The sequence below is a fragment of the Sneathiella sp. genome (genome assembly GCF_047631475.1).
Classification (GTDB): Bacteria; Pseudomonadota; Alphaproteobacteria; order Sneathiellales; family Sneathiellaceae; genus Sneathiella.
Window position 1 is genome coordinate 1 of record NZ_JBLHZT010000007.1, and the last position, 17,218, is coordinate 17,218.

Consider the following 17,218-nt stretch of genomic DNA (forward strand, 5'->3'; position numbering starts at 1 on the left):
TTTTAAATTCTCGGGAAAAATGGGCGGCGTCACTAAAACCGGCAAGAAAGCCAACTGCGGCAAGATTGTCAATTTTCTCAGTCATATAAAATATGGCCATTTGGCACCGGACAGCCATGATACAATCGCCGAACCCTGAGCCTTCCTCTGATAAGCGGCGCTGTAACGTCCGCTCAGTCATATTCAATTCAAGAGCGATCTCCCGAACAGTCCAGCGCCTGCCCAAATCACGTAGCAGCAGCCTCCCGACCTTGCGCGAATAAGGCCCCTGTCCGGCCTTGGTCAGGCTGCTTAACAGCGTCTCTTCTCCATCAAATGCTGGAAGGTTGACTTTCTTAATACCCTTCCAGCTAAAATCAAAATCCGTGGTTCTTTCACTAATCTCGATTGCCTTGATCAATTGGCCGTCTTCAAGGATCTGAATGCCACCGATTGCCAACGAAAGCGAGAGACAGCCATAAAGCTTCAACAGACCTGCCAGCAGCCCCGCGATAAATAAATCTTCAGAAGACAAAGGCGCTTCAAGCGTTTTTGAAAAATGCCTTACCGTCAATTGATTGGCTGATTTTGCAAGGATTTCAGTCCCATGCCTTGAATGAAAATAACGTTCAAAACGGGAAAAACGATCTAACAATTCATCAACAGACTTGGCCCTCAACAGAAAATAGGCAAACGGGCTGTCATAAAGCGTACAGATGTTTAGGCCTGCTTCTAACACGCAGTTCGCACCATGACCGGAAAAACCGTTTTCAAGAAGGGTTCGTTTCAACTGAAGGCCGACTTTGGGACCAAACGAGTTCTCTGGGCTGAAACCACTTTGAACATCTTCCAAAATTCCCTGACGCGCAAATGACTTGGTAATCAGTTGCACCAGAATACCGCTGCTAAAATCCTCAGTTTCAGAATTCATTTGGCTCATGTTACCGGCAATGAAAGAATGGTTTCACCTGTAAGAAGAGACATCGCATTTGTGATAGCCGCAGCCCCGGAAACAATTGCTGTCTCTCCGGCTCCTGTCGGTGGTTCATTCGACTGGATCAGATCAATTGTCATTTCCGGTGTCTCCTCGTAACTGGCCCAAGTGTAACTATCAAAATTGACAGATGAAACTGAATTTCCGTGTCTGCCAGCGTCCTCATGCAAGACGGACCCCAGACACCACATCAGATTGCCCTCGACCTGTGCCATAACCTGATCCGGATTAACGACAATACCACAGTCATGAACAGACCAGAGCTGGACAACCGAAAGTTCACCACTTTCACGTTTGCGTACTTTTGCGACAGTTGCAGAATACGACATCTCTTTGTAGATACCGCACGCAACGCCATAGGCCGTGCCTTCACTCTCAGATCGGTTATTCCAGCCGGACAAGGCCGCAACCCGTTGCAATAGATTTTGCAATCGCGGGTGCCTTCCAGACAGTTGATCCATCCTGAAAGCCAAAGGGTCTTTGCCCGCGAGAACCGCCAGACGATCCATCACAGTTTCAATCGCCCAACAATTTGGCATTGCCCCTAAACCTCGCCACGGACCCGTGTCTATCGGCAATCGAACATCTTCGAATTCGATCATCTGATTTGGAACATCATAAGGCAGGAGCGCCCCCCGCGCGGCCCCTTTATCCGCAATCAGGCTGGTCACAGACTGCATCCAGTCTGGCAGAAAAGCAGAACTGAAAATAACATGGCCAGACTTGAACGCATGCCACCAGCTTTCAATCCGCCCCTGATCGTTGAGCGTTGCCCGAATTCGATGCTGAGAAGGTGGCCGGAAATATGTTTTTCGAAACTCATCCTCGCGTGTCCATTGAAGTTTAACCGGCTTTTTTATGTGTTTCGCCAAACGCGCGGCGTCCAATTCGATACCGCTGAAAACCTTTCCGCCAAATCCGCCGCCGATCCGCTGATTATGAATAATGATTTGATCTTCGCTGAGGTCAAAAAAATCGGCGATTTGACGATGAGCAATCGTTACATCCTGAGATCCCGTCCAGATTTCGAGTTGCGGATGTTTACCCTGTTGATAGCGCGCTATGGCTGTTCTTGGCTCCATCGCAGCGTGCGCGGCCAATGGCACGGTCAGCGTTATATCAATTTGTGGCATACCCTTCCCTATGTCACCCTGTTGCGCCAGCACATGTTCTAATGCTCCCGGTTCTGTATGGCCTGATAACGACAAACCTTCGTTCTGCACGGGCTGGGCGGACAAATCCCAACTGGCCGTTCTCAGAAATTCCGCGTGAACCCTTTCAAGACTGTTTCGGTTTGTAGCGACGACAGCCAACAATCCGTCCTCCTGCACAAAATCAACATACCCCGCGATGTCCTGCGCTTTATTCTCCGCAATGGAGGCCAAGCCCGCGTTCGAATTAGGGGGTGTTAAAAGGCGGGCATAGACCATATCCGATAAATCGATATCATCGACAAACATTGGTTGAGATGCCGTCACCAAAGACTTTATGAGAGGCGCCGATGTTGCGTGACCTACGAACCGCCCTGTTCGCCCGGCTTTGAAAGAAACTGGCTTTGCCTGATCAATTAGATCTTCACTCAGCAATAAAGGCTCTGCCAGCAACTCAGCCAACGGAATTGATTGATTGTCTGGCAACTTGAACGTTGCGCCATGAATAACGCCCTCGTCACCCGATCTGCCCAGTTTGGCGTCAGCGCGCGTAACAAGCTCCATCCGAATGGCCGCAGCAGCCGCCGCGATCACTGGCCCGAACGAAAGAATTGATTCAGACCCCACGGTCGCCTTTACTGCGTGAAAACGATCGGTTCGCGGATGAATATACCGAACCTGATGAAGGTCAATCCGAATTTCTTCAGCAATAATCTGTTGAATTCCAATGGAAATACCCTGCCCCATCTCAGCGCGCGGACTTACAAATTCCACAGTACCATCTGGCAACAAGGCGATCCATAATCTCGCCTCTTCCGCAGTTGGATCATTCCTATGCGGTAGCGGCGGAAACGCACATCCGGTCAGGCAGGTCGCAGAGATACCAGCGGCAGACCAACCGAGTAGTTTTAAAAACTCTCTTCGGGACGACTTGGACAGGGCAGATGTCATTTTGACCCTCCCATTTTTAGCTGAGCCTGCCGAAGGGCCTTTTTTATGCGCGGCTGGGTTCCACATCGGCACCGGACCCCACTCATTTGCTCAGTGATTTCTGCTTCTGTCAGTGGTGGGGTTGCTGCCAATAACGCCGCAGCGGTCATAACCTGCCCATTTTGGCAGTATCCGCATTGCGGAACATTGTCCTTTATCCAGGCTTCCTGAACCGGGTGCAGATCGTCAGGAGGGGCCAACCCCTCCAATGTGACCAAATCACTGTTTTCGATATCGGATACTGTTAGGGAGCAGGATCGTTCCACATTGCCGTCCACGTGGACACAGCACGCACCGCAAACACCAATCCCACACCCGAATTTTGGACCTGTAAGCTTAAAATGATCTCGCAAGACCCAGAGCAACCGATAGTCTGACCAGTCATTTGGCACTGTGACAACGGTTCCGTTTAGATTGAAATTCATCGCGCACCCTCCTTGAATAATCAGAAGGTACCCAATTCATATTCAATTTGATTGAACAATTACGCCAAAAATTCAGCTTCGTTTCAGACGATATCTGACTCCCATAGCAGGGCTATTTAGCAAGCGCGTAATTCAAGATTTTATAAGCGAGTTTCGCGGCGAGAAAATTTGGCGCAGAGAAATTCTGAATGGGCGCCAATTCATTGATGTCAGCACCAACAATTGTTCCAATACCAGAAGCAGCCCGAATAATATTAATCGCGTCTGACCAGAAGAAACCGCCAGGTTCCGGGGTGCCGGTTGCAGGCATCAGGGAGCTATCAAAACCATCCAGATCAAAGGTAAGATAGATGGGCCGGCCTTTTAAAGGTGAAACAATCTCATCAATATTCCAGCTTTCACGATCTTTTCCCCAGTGAACTGTAATACGATGGCTGTTGGCCTCCAGAAACGGGATCTCTTCTGCAGAAATATTTCGAATGCCGACGGACACAATTGGAACCGTAGGATGATCCAGTACCCGGCGAATAGCTGCCGCATGCGAAAAATGTTCACCCTCATAGCCATCCCGAAGATCAGCATGAGCATCAAAATGCAAGATGATCAAGTCATCAAACTGCTTTAGAAAGGGCCTTATTGCGCCCGGAGTGATGGAATGCTCCCCGCCAAAAACCAGCGGAAATTTCCCGGTCTCTAAAATCGCTTGAGTGATGTTTTCAAGCCGGGTTAAAGCCGCCGCTATATCTCCGCTTTCTACGGGCTGATTTTCCAAAGTTGCAAGCCCATATTTCCGAAAAGGCTCGCACCAGAATTCCTCGTCGAACAACTCGACCTGATGACTTGCTTCAATCATAGCCGCAGGCCCCTTGGAAGTACCACCGCCATAACTGACAGATGCCTCCAGGCCAAACGGAACGATCACAGCCTTTGCGTCAGATACGGGATGGCTGTCTGTTTCAGGTAGCCCCAGAAATCCATCTTCTGACGCCATAAACGCAAGGTCTGTGATCGACATAAGAGTTACTTTTCGAAAAGTTTTGCAAAATTCCGCCGCGGCCGATCTTTGCCGCCGCCATCATGATAAACCGAGGAGGCGAGTAAAGGAACAACCGTTGTCGCCTCGGCATACACCATCTGCTCAAGGGCCGTATCAACCTTACCCCAACTGGACGCCTCTTTTAGTGTAGAAGACGAACAGGCGCCATCACGCACATCGGCAACAGTAATCTGCACCGCGTATTTATGCATATCAACTTCTTTACCCAGAATTTCCGCGCAAACAACAGTGTCCTGGACAAAGTTTTTAGGAACACCGCCGCCAATCATCAACAGCCCGGATGTTCCCGCCGCCATTTTGATTTCCGTAAGCTCCCTAAAATCAGCAACGCTATCGATGCTCATATAATTACCAGGATTCTCCACCTGGTGTTTCACGAGACCAAAGCCCGCAGAACAATCTGAAAAAGCAGGTACAAAAATCGGGACATTATGGTCATAGCAGGTTTCGATGAGGCTCTCTTTCTTGACAGCGTTTTCCTTCAACCAGCGCCCCATTTCCCAGATAAATTCCCGGGAAGAATATGGGCGTCGCTCTAAGCTGTCTGCAATGACTTTTGTTGCTTCATCGCAGGCCTGAAGCTGCTCTTCATCAATATAGGTATCATAAATTCGGTCGATATAAAGATCTCGTAATTGGGTATCATCCGCGAACGGATCGCCTTGATAATGCTTGAAGCCAAGAGCCTCGAAAAAGTCCATATCAACAATAGACGCGCCGGTCGATACGATGGCGTCAACCATTCCAAATTTTACAAGATCCCTGTATACGTCCATACACCCGCCAGCAGAGGTCGACCCTGCAAGGGTCAAAATGACGGCACAATCTGGATCCTTAACCGCCATTTCAAAGATCCGTGTCGCACGCGCCAGATCCCGGGATGAAAAAGACATTTTTTCCATGGCCTGCACAATGGGGCGGGCGTCAAAACTTGTGATATCGATATGCTCGACGGGCTTGATTAATAAATCAGATTTTTTCGTCATACTCATGCGTTCCTTAATCGATCGCAACAACTGTTTCTGAATAAAACCCATTAAACTGGGTCTGCATGGCGTAACCGTACGCTCCCAGATTCTGAAACAGTATCCAGTCTCCTTCGTTTATGGTTGCATCCAGCTGGAAAGGTCCGTGCATCACATCAAGGCTATCACAGGTAGGACCATACAATTGAAAATCAGCGCCGACGCCCGCTTTCAAAGCCCCTTCACTTGAATAGACTTCCAAAGGATAGGGCCATTTGGAAATGCCCGCATCAAACAAAGAGCCATAGGTCCCATCGTTCAAATAAAGCGATTGCCCTTTTCTAAGTTCCACCCGAACAGCCACACTACCGGCTTCCGCAATTAGAGCTCTACCCGGCTCACAAATAATATCAACATCCGCCAGACCTGCTGTATGGATAGCAGTATCAATCGCATCGAAGTAAGATGTGAGTGGCTGCACGTCCATGCCCGGATAATAGACAGGAAATCCCCCCCCTACATCAAGCCGATCAATAGAGATACCTGAGGAGGAAAGCATCGCCGCAATCTGATGAATGGACCTCCCATAATCCTGAGGGTCCATGCACTGCGATCCCACATGAAAAGTGACCCCTATTTTTGATGCATGCAAAGAGGCTCTTTGCAGCAATAAAGGGGCTTCATGAATGGACGCACCAAATTTACCGTTGAGCGGATGGACGGCTGTTTTCTGTTCGACCTGAACCCGCAAATACAAATGAAGCCCTTCCACTTGAGCGGTTTCAACTTCAATTTTCTTCAGCTCTTCCAGACCATCAAAAGCAAAATGCCGAACACCCATGGCACAGGCTTCACGAATGGCGCGACGGCTTTTCACCGGATGCATAAAATAGAGTGTCGCGTCTGGAAAAAGACCAAGAACATATTTCACTTCCCGAAGGGAGGCGACCTCGAAATCACGAATACCTTCATCCCACAATAATTTCAGAACAGCCATATGCGGGTTGGATTTAACCGCATACATGCTTCTTCCATTGAAGTGGTCCCTGAAAAGAGACGCCTGCGTCCTGACTTTTTCGCGGGAAAGAAGATGCAACGCGTCATCGCATTCTTCTGTGACAATCGCATCAGAAGGGCTTCTATAAACGCGCAGATCAGTCAACGCGCAGAGATCGGATGCACGGTGAAGAGAATTCTCAAAAGCAACAAACTTTGGTTGTGACGGTCGGACCATGTCAGCAAACCCCTCAATCAATCCAGCCGAATAATTCGGCAAACCAAAAAAGGACATTTGCGTCGTTGCCCGTACAAAATCTCAAAAATTGAGGAACGCGTCGTGGCACGTGCGCTTAAACGTCGAGGCACTTCTGCATTTAAACTAATTCAAAAGCAAGCGGTTTTTTACCGGATCAGTTGTCTCTAGTCAGACAACAAGATAACAGGGGAATTGACAAGTCTTTTGTAGGGCAAGCGAATTTCAACACGAGTGCCTTCATTTTCCCTGCTTTTTAGTTTCAGATCGCCATCATGCATTTCAATGATGGATTTTGACAGTGGTAGGCCTAGGCCCGTTCCTTCAATAGAGCTGGACGTCGAAAATGATGTCCGAACAAAGGGACGCATTACAGAATTAATCTCTGATTCTTCTATTCCATGGCCATTGTCTTCGACAATAATACTGAAGTAATCCTCACGATCAGCCGAAACCGAAATCTTTACATACCCGTTTTCAGGCGTAAATTTAACCGCATTACTCAGCAGATTAATCATGACCTGCTTCATTTTTCTCTTATCCGCCAGAATGCGGTAATTGGTTTGCTCGCAGACGTCAATTTGGATTGATTTTTCCCGGGCCTTCGTTTTCAGCATGACCACAGTCCAGTCAATAATTTCGGCCAAAGAAAATTCTTCTTCATCCAGTTTCTGTTCTCCCGCTTCCAGACGGGAAAAATCCAGAATATCATTGATCAGCGACAAAAGATGTTGGCCGGACGATAAAATATTTTCAGAATATTCATGATATTTGGCGTGGTGGATCGGACCAAATATTTCCTTTGCGATTACTTCGGCAAATCCAATGATGGCATTTAACGGCGTCCGCAGTTCATGGCTCATATTGGCAAGGAACAATGACTTGGCTTTCGTGCCTTCCTCTGCCTGCAACTTCGCATCAATCAGTTCCAGTTCTGCGAAATGTTCCTGCGTTATGTCCTGCAAGGTCCCCCCCAGCAAAACGGGATTGCCGCTTTTATCATAATGCAACCGTCCAATTTCCCGAACATAGATCATCGTTCCGTTCGGACGCACCATCCGGTATTCAATCTGATAATCATCATGATTTTCAATTGCCCATTTGACAACGGAATCCATGCGCTCCAGATCATCCGGATGGACCCTGCTGCGATAACTTTCCGCCGCGGGCTTTATGTCTTCCGGATCGTATCCCATAATCCGTGATGTTTCGCGCGACCAGTCATAGAAGTTCCCGTCCAATTCATGAATCCAATTTCCAATATGGGCAACTGACTGGGCTTCTTCGAAACGCTCGTTCAAGTGTTGAAGTGCTTTTTCCCGCTCTCTGAGTTCGGTAATGTCTGTTCGGATTGCAACGGTACCGCCAGAGACGGTCTTAAATTCTGACAGCCTGTAAATCCGGCCGCCTTCAAAAATCTGTTCTTTTGGTTCAGACGGATTACGGTGCTCATGAAGTCGCGCCTGCACCCATTGTTCGGCCGCATCAAGATCAACAAAATAATTAGACTGTGCGGCTTGATGACGGATAAGTTCTTCGAAATGGACACCGGGTGCCAAAATATCCTCAACAGAAGAAAAAAGTTCTACATAACGCTGATTAAAGGCGACAACCCGATCATCAACATCAAAAATAATGAACGCATCCGAGATGGATTCCAATGCCTCCACTAGAACCTTTTCTGCTTTTTCAGCCCGTGATTTGGCGATTTGCAAATCCGCAGTTTGGGCCAGAAGTTTTCGTTGCGTAACCTCCCGGCTTCCCACCTCCTCGTTTAAGGACGCTATTGCAGGCAGAAAAGCCGAGATACCAGAGGAAATGAAAATCAACCCCGGCAGATATCCGAAAATCCGCCATATCTCGATAAATTCCTCACCGGAAAGACTGACTGGAGCTACAAAATTGGGTCCAACAAACAAAAAATCGACAACAGACGTAAAACTCACCAATCCCAAGCCGATGGTCAACAAACTGTGGCCAATTTTTACCCGTGAAAACTTGCTTCGCTGAACTATAAAATAGGCAAAGGAAAGGAATAAGCACAAAAACAGTACAAGTTCGCCAAATACCATCACTGTTTTACATATTCCTTATTTGAGCGAGGTTTAGACCTTGCTGTTATTTTTTTTGACAGTATGACCTGTCAATACCACAGCAGCAATCTAGATATACAAAATATGTTGCTGAGTTGTTAAGAAACAAGTGTATTCACCTGTTACGTTTTTTGACAAAGGCAAAGGAGGATTGTTGAAAAAATCCTTTTTCACTGCGTATTATTCTGTAAGCTGTGATCCAGCACGATAAAAAAACGAAAAAGAAAAGGAACGCAGATGCTGAATATTGTTGCCATGATTACCACAAAACCTGGGAAACGCGCCGAAGTCCTAGAAGCTTTTAATGCCAATGTTCCTGCCGTGTTGGCAGAAAAAGGGTGTATCGAATATGCTGCGGTCGTTGATGCCGAAGACATCGGTCCCTTTCAGGCAAAACTAGGCGAAAACTGCTTTGCTGTTATTGAAAAATGGGAAAGCAAAGAAGCCCTGATGGCTCACGCGGTTTCGCCACATATGAAAGAATACGGCAAGAAAACTAAAGACATGGTCGAAGATAAAGCCATTCACATCTTGTCAGCAGTCTAACCAGACCCCCGGGGTATCCAGTGTTCTGGATATCCCTTACAAACATTCCAGTTCGCCGACCTTGAACGCTTCAAAGCTGGTGATAACATGTTCACGCACGGCTTGAGCGACCTTGTCAAGATCAGGACGCGCACGCAACCGGATCTGATAGACACCGGGATCCCGAAATCCATCGACCTCACTTAAACGAACAATCGGCTCATCGATGAAGGACCTCGGGGCGACAGCTACGGCCAGATCCGACAGTATGGCGGCTCTTTGTGCAACCGTCGAAGACGTCATATAGGCTGATCTGTAGCTTCTGTTCATCCCTTGCAAGGACTGAATCGCTGATGCCCGCCAGACGCACCCCGCTTCCCACATCGCAATCGGCAGAGGGTCTTGCAGATGGGCATGACCACCTTTCAAGCCCACCCATACCAACGGCTCTTCCAATGCGACAATTTCATCTTTATGCATCGGCTGATCTGGAGAAGCTGTTAATAACGTAACATCCACCTCTCGCTCTTCCATCCGCTCCATGAGGCGCTCAGTTGTATCAATAACCACATCTACGGTTACCTGTGGATGAGAACAGGCAAATTTCCGCAAAATAACCGGCAGCAATCGACTACCATAGTCATCAGGCGAACCCAGTCGCACAGTACCTGTCATTTCAGGTTCAAGAAAACGCGCCATGACTTCATTGTTCAATGCCAGTATCTGCTTGGCATAGCCCAGCAACATTTCCCCGTCTTCTGTCAATCTCACTGATCGCGCGTCGCGCACGAATAAAGAAGTTCCCAGTGTATCTTCCAGTTTCTTTATCTGCATGGATACGGCGGACGGTGTTCTAAAGACCTGTTTGGAGGCTTTTGAGAAGCTACCAACCTCGGCAATGGCGATGAAAGTTTTCAAAAACTCCATATCCAAACTTGACAGCAATTGATCTTTAAAAATTTCGGCTGGTTTCATGCAACGGCTCCATGTTCAAAAAAATTGAACGATACCTTCAAATCTATTCGTTTGATTGAACCATTATTATCGTTAAATGTCCAGTTATAGAAACTCTGATGAGAGGAGATTGAAAATGACATCCCCAGTATGCTGCGACAACGGTTATGTAGAATGTCACGATGCCGAGCCCTTGAACCCCACCCTGAGGATCTGGGAATGGACAGCCCGGGCGTGGAAAAATTATCGTGAGAACCGAGCCAGTCAGAAGACGTTCAATTTATTGCTGGAACATGACGATTATCTACTTCAGGATATCGGGATTAGCAGAAATGACATCTACCGCTTGAAGGCGCAGCGTGTCAGCAACGATCCCATTGTTGAATTACAACGCCTGCGACGCGAACGGGTCCGTAATCCAACAGATTAATCACCGACGGGCATCGCCGGTGACGCAATCACACCTGCTGACTTTGGGGGTTTTCGTATCCCCAAAGTTAAGAATAATTTGTTGGTCTCAATTTGGGCTGCCCCGTTCCTTCGATTGAACTGGTGCCTACCTTTTTAAAGGGTGACCCTGCGCAGTCATATCCTGCAAGGACGATCAATCATAAGCAATAAATCAGTTTGCTCTTCCGCCCCGTCTCGTCAATACTGATACGAAAAGGAGAGCAAAATGGCTCAAAAAATCCTGGTCCAGAAAGACGGCCCGATCACCATCATCACGCTTAATCGGCCGGAAGTCAGAAACGCCCTTGATCACGAAAGTGCTGATCTTCTTGCGGCCGCATTGCAGGAATTTAATCAAGATGATGCGCAGCGCGTCGGCATTATTATGGGCTCAGAAGGAAGTTTTTGCGCAGGTGCCGATTTGAAGGAAGCGGCCGAGAATATTAATTACAAAGCCTGGGCAGGTCATCCTGAAGGCCCACTGCACAAGCCTTTATCCAAACCTTTGATTGCCGCTGTCTCTGGCGCGGCTGTCGCTGGGGGTCTGGGTGTTGCCTTATATTGTGACATTCGTATAGCCGATGAAACCGCTGTTTTTGGGGTTTTCTGTCGACGATGGGGTGTCCCGATGAGTGATGGAACGCCTACCCGACTGCCGCGGCTGATCGGAATTGGGCCTGCAATGGATATGATGCTCACAGGCAAAGGCGTGACCGCAGAGGAGGCCAAAGAACTTGGTCTTGTAACACGCTTGAGTAAGTCGGCCCACCTACTGGACGACGCGAAGAAACTGGCACATCAAATTGCGGCGTTTCCTCCTCTCGCGATGCTGTCCGACCGTCATGCCCTACTGGATCAGGAAGGCAGACCTGAAGCAGAAGCCCTTCAACGCGAAATGGAATTTGCACAAGAAGCACAGTTCAATGAAGCGCAATCTGGTGCGGACCGTTTTGCGAAAGGAGAAGGCCGACATGGTCAATTTCGCTAAACTCCTCTTGTAAAATGAATGACGGAGCGCAAGTCGTGAACATAGACGGAGCCAAGAGGAGAATAACCCATTGCTTGGAAAAACCGGAAAATTCATATGTATGGCGAGCCTAACACTCACCCTGTCGGGCTGCACAAATGTGGCCCGCATTGAAAGTGAACGCGCAAAAACGGCCTTGATTGGCCTGACCAAGGCAGACTTGATGACCTGCGCTGGCGTTCCTGAACGTGTCGGGCAAGCCACTGACGGACAGGAATTTTACAGTTATTCCAGTAAGAAATCTGTTCAAGTACCCTCAGATGCAGGCTATCCCGGATTTTATCCGAGTATCGGGCTAGGGGGTCGGCGCCACAATATGTATGGAACTTGGCACTTTTTTGGGGGAAGTCGCACCGAAACGCGCGAATGCGTTGCAACGATTGGTCTAAAGGATGACAAAGTTGCGTCGATTTCCTTTCGGCAAAACGATGCTGATGGGTTTGCTATTACACAATGTTATCAGATAATCCGAAACTGCCTTCCGCCTGCCAAAAACAAGCGATAGCCGCGAACACCTTACGTATGTCAAAAAGAGTAGCCTTTCCTCACCCGCTCCTTATGCTGTCCTAAACCTATTTCAAAATCTGGCCAATTACTGGAATTCGGATCGCTCTTATGTTTTTAACGTCCAGCACATTGCCATTTCTAATTCGGGAATGGCGATTTTTATTATTTGGCCTGTTGCTTACTTTCTGGTCCGGCCCTGGGCAGACATTTGTGATCTCATTATTTGGTAAACAGATCCGCCAGGATTTTTTGTTAAGCCATAGTGAATACGGCGCCTTATATACCGCAGGCACGTTATTAAGCGCCCTTTGTCTTTGGAAAGCAGGTCCACTTGTCGATCGTATTCCCCTCAGACAAATCGCTTTTAAAATGGCCGTCTTAATGGTTGTTGTGACGGCTTTATTCCCCTTCGCGTTTGAACCCATCAGCTTGTTACTTGGTATCTTTGCCTTGCGCTTTTGTGGTCAGGGAATGCTCAATCATATCTCACTCACCGCAATGGCACGCCGGTATGAAAACGAGCGAGGGCGGGCCCTTGCGATTGCCGGCCTCGGGTTTCCTCTAGCAGAGGCCCTGCTGCCCCCATTGATCGTTTACGGACTTGCCTTCACTCAATGGCAGACCCTCTGGTATCTTCTTGCAGCTTGCATGGCCCTGACATTACTTCCCCTTATCCCCTACCTGATTGTACGCACCCCTGATCAGGACGGCGGCGGAGCGTCCGCGGCGGATGGACAAATTAAAGATCAACAGACAAGTTGGACAAGGGCACAAATTCTGAAAGACGGTCGGTTTTACCTGATCGCCATCACACCCATGATGCAATCCGCTGCCATCACTGCGTTTTTCTTCCATCAGGTCTATTTAATCGAAGAAAAGAACTGGTCCTTTGGATGGTGGAGCCTGTGCTTTACATTTTTTGCGGGCTTTAGCCTGTTAGGGGGTGTTTTTTCGGGCATTCTGGTGGATCTTTTTCGGGCACGCCGGCTAGTGCCGTTCATCCTTCTCCCTCTCGCGTTAGGGATCTATCTTTTCGGCCAATCCGAGCAATCGTTCATGGCAGCGGTTATCATGTCTACCTTGGGCTTTGGTGCCGGCATGACAAACCCTGTTATGTCGTCCTTGCTACCTGAACTATATGGCACCCGCCATTTAGGAGCGATCCGGGCAGCTGCGACCGTTGTCATGGTGTTTGGATCTGCCCTTGGACCAATCCTTCTGGGATGGGCCTTGGATGCGGATTTTGATATCATCAATATTTCGAACAGTATTGCAGTCGCTGGATTAATCGGTGGGTTACTTTGTTACATCGCGGTTAAGCAGGATCAGCCGTAATCCCGCCCCGCGCGCCCTTTATACCTTGGCAATGCCCATCCAAGGGCTATCCCGCCTGCTCGGATCAGAAAACCGACCAATATGGCAATAAAGACAGCGAATACCTGCGCAAGTCCTGCATAGGTAAGGCCAAGATAACTTCCGGCAGCGAATAAAGCTGCCGTTACATAAACTTCGGGCTGTAATAGCAACGGCTTTTCCCCAGCAGCAATGTCACGCGCCAATCCGCCAAATGTTGCTGTCATAACCCCAAAGGCGATAGAGGCCAACGGAGATGCCCCACTCTTCATTGCAATATGGGCGCCCATCACGCCAAAAGCGGATAGTCCGACCGCATCCGCCCACAGCAACGCTACATACCGTTTTTGAAGTTTATGGGCCGTAAAGAAAACAAGAACAGCAACCCCAAAACAAACGACAAGATATCTTTGGTCAGTGATCCAAAAAACTGGGCGATCCAAAATGAGATCCCGCAAAGTACCGCCGCCAATACCGGTCAATGTCGCCATCAGTGTAAATCCGACGATATCCATTTCCTTGCGGCTGGCGACCAGACTTCCGGACGCAGCAAAAACGGCAACTCCCACCAAGTCGAGCATCGAAATGAGCAAATTTAATTCCATCATCAAACTATGGCATAGAAGTTTCAGCAGGAAAACGCTTGATAACAAAACAGCACCCGCTAAAGTAAAACAACTCAATAATAATACTTTCTTGTTCCACCATCCGGGAGACAACATCGCATGAGATTTCTGACGTTCGCCGCCATATTATTGCTGTTTTCAGGTCCCGTAGTTGCCACAGAAACAATACCGCCCGAACAAGTTGGATTGTCGTCAAAGCATCTTGAAAAAATCGACCAAGGCCTGAAAGACCATATCGCCAAAGGAAAAATAAACGGTGCCTCTCTCTCCATCATGCGTAAAGGAAAATTGGTCTATCATAAAGCCTTTGGGACCCGCGGTGCCGACGCAGCGACAGGGCCATTGAAGGCAAACGACATCCACCGGATCTATTCCATGACCAAGCCGATCACCTCTGTCGGTATCATGATGCTCGTTGAAGAGGGGAAAATAAACCTGAACGATCCGGTGTCCCGATACATTCCTGCTTTTAGCACATCAAAAGTCTTGAATCAGGGTCAGCTTCTGCCCGTGGAGAAGGCCATCACCGTCAAGGACCTGCTTCGTCACACATCCGGTATTGTCTATGGTTTCTTTGGAGATACAGAAGCACGAACAGAATATAAAAAGATAAATCTATACGATATAAACAAACCGACTGCACAGATTATTGATGAGATTGCCTCTCTGCCGTTAGAGCACCAACCGGGAACAACATGGGAATACAGCCACTCAACAGACGTTCTTGGTCATATTATCGAAATTGTTTCGGGCCAAAAACTGGACACTTATCTGTCAGAGAAAATTCTATCCCCGCTTGGAATGAAAGATACAGCCTTTTCCGTCCCGCTTACCAAGAAGAACAGAGTTGTTGAACCGACCTATCAAGGATTAAGTGACCCTTTCGCGGATCGGAATTACCTCTCAGGCGGCGGCGGATTATTTTCAACATCGGAAGACTATCTTAAGTTTACCGCAATGATGCTGAACAAAGGCGCATATGATGGCACCCGTTACCTCAAAGAGAAAACAGTTGAAATGATGACCAGCAATCAACTGGGCACCATCAGACCCGGTAATTATGATTTGCTTGGAAAGGAAAACGGTTTCGGTTTGGGCTTTTCTGTTCGGCTCATCAAGGACGGACAACCCGCAGGTAGCAAAGGGGATTATTGGTGGGGTGGTTACGCTGGCACCTATTTCTGGATTGACCCACAGAAAGAAATGATCGCAGTGTATATGATGCAACAACCGGATCAACGCCGGGCCATGCGGTCATTGATCAGAAATTGGGTCTATGCCGCACTCATGGATTAAAACCGGTGGCGCCAGGGATAAGGGCTACTCAGGGTCTTTCCCTATCCAATTGTTGGATTTGACGCGCCGCCGATCAAATGGGCTCGATTGGCACGCCGCCACGAACCCAGAAGGAGTGGAAGGGCAGAAAAAACGCCATAGGCGACAAAGCTGGCCGCAATACAATACAACAACGCCATAAACGAGAACGTTTGCGCAACAACCAGATGGCCCAAACCGACGGCGATAATCAGCCGACCAATGCCCGCAAGGACGGGCCAAACAACAGCGTGCGCGCCTTGTGAAGCAAAATATAAAGAAAGACCAAGTCCAAAGAAAAAATAACAGGGGCCGACGACCGCAAGATACTGTTCTGCAAACCCAAAAACGGCCATATCTTCAGTAAACAAACCCGCCCAGCTTGTTGGAAACAATCCAACCCAAAGACCAATTCCCCCGCAAACACCCGCAGCAATTCCGCCGCCGATCCAAGCGATCTTTTCTGCGCGCTTGATCTGCCCGGCACCAATATTACTGCCGACCAGGGAGATCATCGCGGCCCCTAACCCAAACACAACAGGAACCAGAACAAATTCAAGTCGTGCGCCAATACCAAACCCGGCAAGAGCCTGTTCACCAAACATTGCGACGAGCGAGGTCAGAAAAACAATTGAGGCGACCGATAAAAACGGATTGAGCGAGGCAACCATTCCTACCTTAAAAAAATCACCCCAAATGGACCGGTTCATTTTGAAAAATTTCCGCTCAAAAGAAATTGTAGATTGGCCTGAATAAATTTTTAGAAACACGATTAATGCGCCGATCGCGTTCGCAATGACCATCCCCCATCCGATACCCGCGATACCCAGATTTGGTATTCCAAACCATCCCTGGCTTAATCCCCCGCCACACAAAATTTGAACAATTGCGGTTAGGATCATTGCCCGAGCTGGGGATTTCATATCGCCAGCGCCCCTCAGAAGGCTACAAAAAATATTGAAGAACCAGACAAAAACCACGCCAGAGAACAGCGCTTCTGCATACAGAACCGCCTGATCGAGGCTCTCTTCTTTTCCGCCAATAAGGCCAAATATTTGCTCACTGAAATTCAGGAATATCAATGAAAATAAAACCGGCGCGATGACGGCGACGACACCCGCATGCCAAACAACGGCCTGCGCTTTCGCATGATCCCCGGCACCAAGAGATCTTGCCAGAGTGGCGGCTACAACACCCCCCATCGACCCGGCACTCAACATTTGCATCAATATAACCATCGGAAAAGCGAGAGCCAAACCAGCAAGAGCAGAAGTCCCCAACTGACCAACGAACCATAATTCGGCCATCGTCACCAACGCCATAATCACAAATCCTGCAATATTGGGCGCAGCTAGTTTTAGAAGCGTCGGAACAATGGGCGCCGTCAAAATCCGGGTAAGTGGTGGAATAGTCGTTTTGGGGGGCCGTTGGTCTATTTCAGGTCTGGTCATTCCAAGAACGCTCCATGAGTTTATTTTCTGTACTCACTACATTAATGAACAAACCCACATTGTCAATCACTCAACTTTTTCTGTATATTGGATTTAACCGGTTTA

Annotated in this window: 16 protein-coding genes; 6 read left to right on the plus strand and 10 right to left on the minus strand. The window is 48.3% G+C overall.

Features of this window, described 5'->3' with window-relative positions; translation table 11 throughout:
* The 7 genes from ACJAYR_RS04325 to ACJAYR_RS04355 form a co-directional block, all read right to left on the minus strand.
* On the minus strand, positions 1–910 hold a 910-nt coding region (locus ACJAYR_RS04325), incomplete at its 3' end, for a helix-turn-helix domain-containing protein (RefSeq protein WP_415235458.1).
* Positions 911–915: 5 nt separating this feature from the next.
* Entirely contained in the window at positions 916–3,075 is a 2,160-nt protein-coding gene (locus ACJAYR_RS04330) for a molybdopterin cofactor-binding domain-containing protein (protein WP_415235459.1), read from the minus strand.
* The gene (locus ACJAYR_RS04335; RefSeq protein WP_415235460.1) at positions 3,072–3,539 is read right to left on the minus strand and encodes a (2Fe-2S)-binding protein; all 468 of its coding nucleotides are present in this window, start codon (positions 3,537–3,539) and stop codon (positions 3,072–3,074) included. Before ACJAYR_RS04335 ends, ACJAYR_RS04330 begins: the two co-directional genes overlap by 4 nt.
* Positions 3,540–3,651: 112 nt before the next feature.
* On the minus strand, positions 3,652–4,554 hold the full coding sequence (speB, locus tag ACJAYR_RS04340; protein WP_415235461.1) for an agmatinase: 903 nt from the start codon (positions 4,552–4,554) through the stop codon (positions 3,652–3,654).
* A 5-nt stretch (positions 4,555–4,559) separates the two neighbouring features.
* Positions 4,560–5,588 (minus strand): 1,9-bis(guanidino)-5-aza-nonane synthase, encoded by a 1,029-nt coding sequence (locus ACJAYR_RS04345; protein ID WP_415235462.1) that lies wholly within the window; start codon positions 5,586–5,588, stop codon positions 4,560–4,562.
* Between the two features lie 7 nt (positions 5,589–5,595).
* Positions 5,596–6,795 carry a type III PLP-dependent enzyme gene (locus ACJAYR_RS04350; RefSeq protein ID WP_415235463.1) on the minus strand — a complete coding sequence of 400 codons (1,200 nt, stop codon included), beginning with the start codon at positions 6,793–6,795 and terminating at the stop codon, positions 5,596–5,598.
* A 185-nt stretch (positions 6,796–6,980) separates the two neighbouring features.
* Positions 6,981–8,885 carry an ATP-binding protein gene (locus ACJAYR_RS04355; protein WP_415235550.1) on the minus strand — a complete coding sequence of 635 codons (1,905 nt, stop codon included), beginning with the start codon at positions 8,883–8,885 and terminating at the stop codon, positions 6,981–6,983.
* A gap of 258 nt (positions 8,886–9,143) precedes the next feature.
* On the opposite strand from ACJAYR_RS04355, the gene ACJAYR_RS04360 reads away from it, so the two are divergent.
* Entirely contained in the window at positions 9,144–9,452 is a 309-nt protein-coding gene (locus tag ACJAYR_RS04360; RefSeq protein ID WP_169542852.1) for a putative quinol monooxygenase, read from the plus strand.
* Positions 9,453–9,488: 36 nt separating this feature from the next.
* Here the strand turns inward: ACJAYR_RS04360 and ACJAYR_RS04365 are convergent, their stop codons facing one another.
* Positions 9,489–10,406 carry a LysR family transcriptional regulator gene (locus ACJAYR_RS04365; protein WP_415235464.1) on the minus strand — a complete coding sequence of 306 codons (918 nt, stop codon included), beginning with the start codon at positions 10,404–10,406 and terminating at the stop codon, positions 9,489–9,491.
* Between the two features lie 115 nt (positions 10,407–10,521).
* On the opposite strand from ACJAYR_RS04365, the gene ACJAYR_RS04370 reads away from it, so the two are divergent.
* The 4 genes from ACJAYR_RS04370 to ACJAYR_RS04385 all read left to right on the plus strand — a co-directional run bounded on the left by ACJAYR_RS04370 (position 10,522) and on the right by ACJAYR_RS04385 (position 13,704).
* Positions 10,522–10,815: a DUF1127 domain-containing protein gene (locus ACJAYR_RS04370; RefSeq protein WP_415235465.1), complete on the plus strand. Its 294-nt coding sequence runs from the start codon at positions 10,522–10,524 to the stop codon at positions 10,813–10,815.
* A 246-nt stretch (positions 10,816–11,061) separates the two neighbouring features.
* A complete protein-coding gene (locus ACJAYR_RS04375) occupies positions 11,062–11,823 on the plus strand; it encodes a crotonase/enoyl-CoA hydratase family protein (protein ID WP_415235466.1) in 762 nt (253 codons plus the stop codon).
* A gap of 100 nt (positions 11,824–11,923) precedes the next feature.
* A complete protein-coding gene (locus ACJAYR_RS04380; protein ID WP_415235467.1) occupies positions 11,924–12,367 on the plus strand; it encodes a hypothetical protein in 444 nt (147 codons plus the stop codon).
* A gap of 110 nt (positions 12,368–12,477) precedes the next feature.
* Positions 12,478–13,704: an MFS transporter gene (locus tag ACJAYR_RS04385; RefSeq protein WP_415235468.1), complete on the plus strand. Its 1,227-nt coding sequence runs from the start codon at positions 12,478–12,480 to the stop codon at positions 13,702–13,704.
* Here ACJAYR_RS04385 and ACJAYR_RS04390 read toward each other — a convergent pair.
* Complete coding sequence (locus ACJAYR_RS04390) at positions 13,695–14,330, minus strand: trimeric intracellular cation channel family protein (protein WP_415235469.1); 636 nt, start codon at positions 14,328–14,330, stop codon at positions 13,695–13,697. The genes ACJAYR_RS04385 and ACJAYR_RS04390 overlap by 10 nt on opposite strands.
* A 117-nt stretch (positions 14,331–14,447) precedes the next feature.
* Here ACJAYR_RS04390 and ACJAYR_RS04395 point away from each other — a divergent pair, with 117 nt between their 5' ends.
* Positions 14,448–15,644, plus strand: coding sequence for a serine hydrolase domain-containing protein (locus ACJAYR_RS04395; protein WP_415235470.1), 1,197 nt, complete (start codon positions 14,448–14,450; stop codon positions 15,642–15,644).
* Between the two features lie 41 nt (positions 15,645–15,685).
* Here ACJAYR_RS04395 and ACJAYR_RS04400 read toward each other — a convergent pair whose 3' ends face one another.
* Positions 15,686–17,113, minus strand: coding sequence for an MATE family efflux transporter (locus tag ACJAYR_RS04400; RefSeq protein ID WP_415235471.1), 1,428 nt, complete (start codon positions 17,111–17,113; stop codon positions 15,686–15,688).
* Positions 17,114–17,218 lie beyond the last annotated feature (105 nt).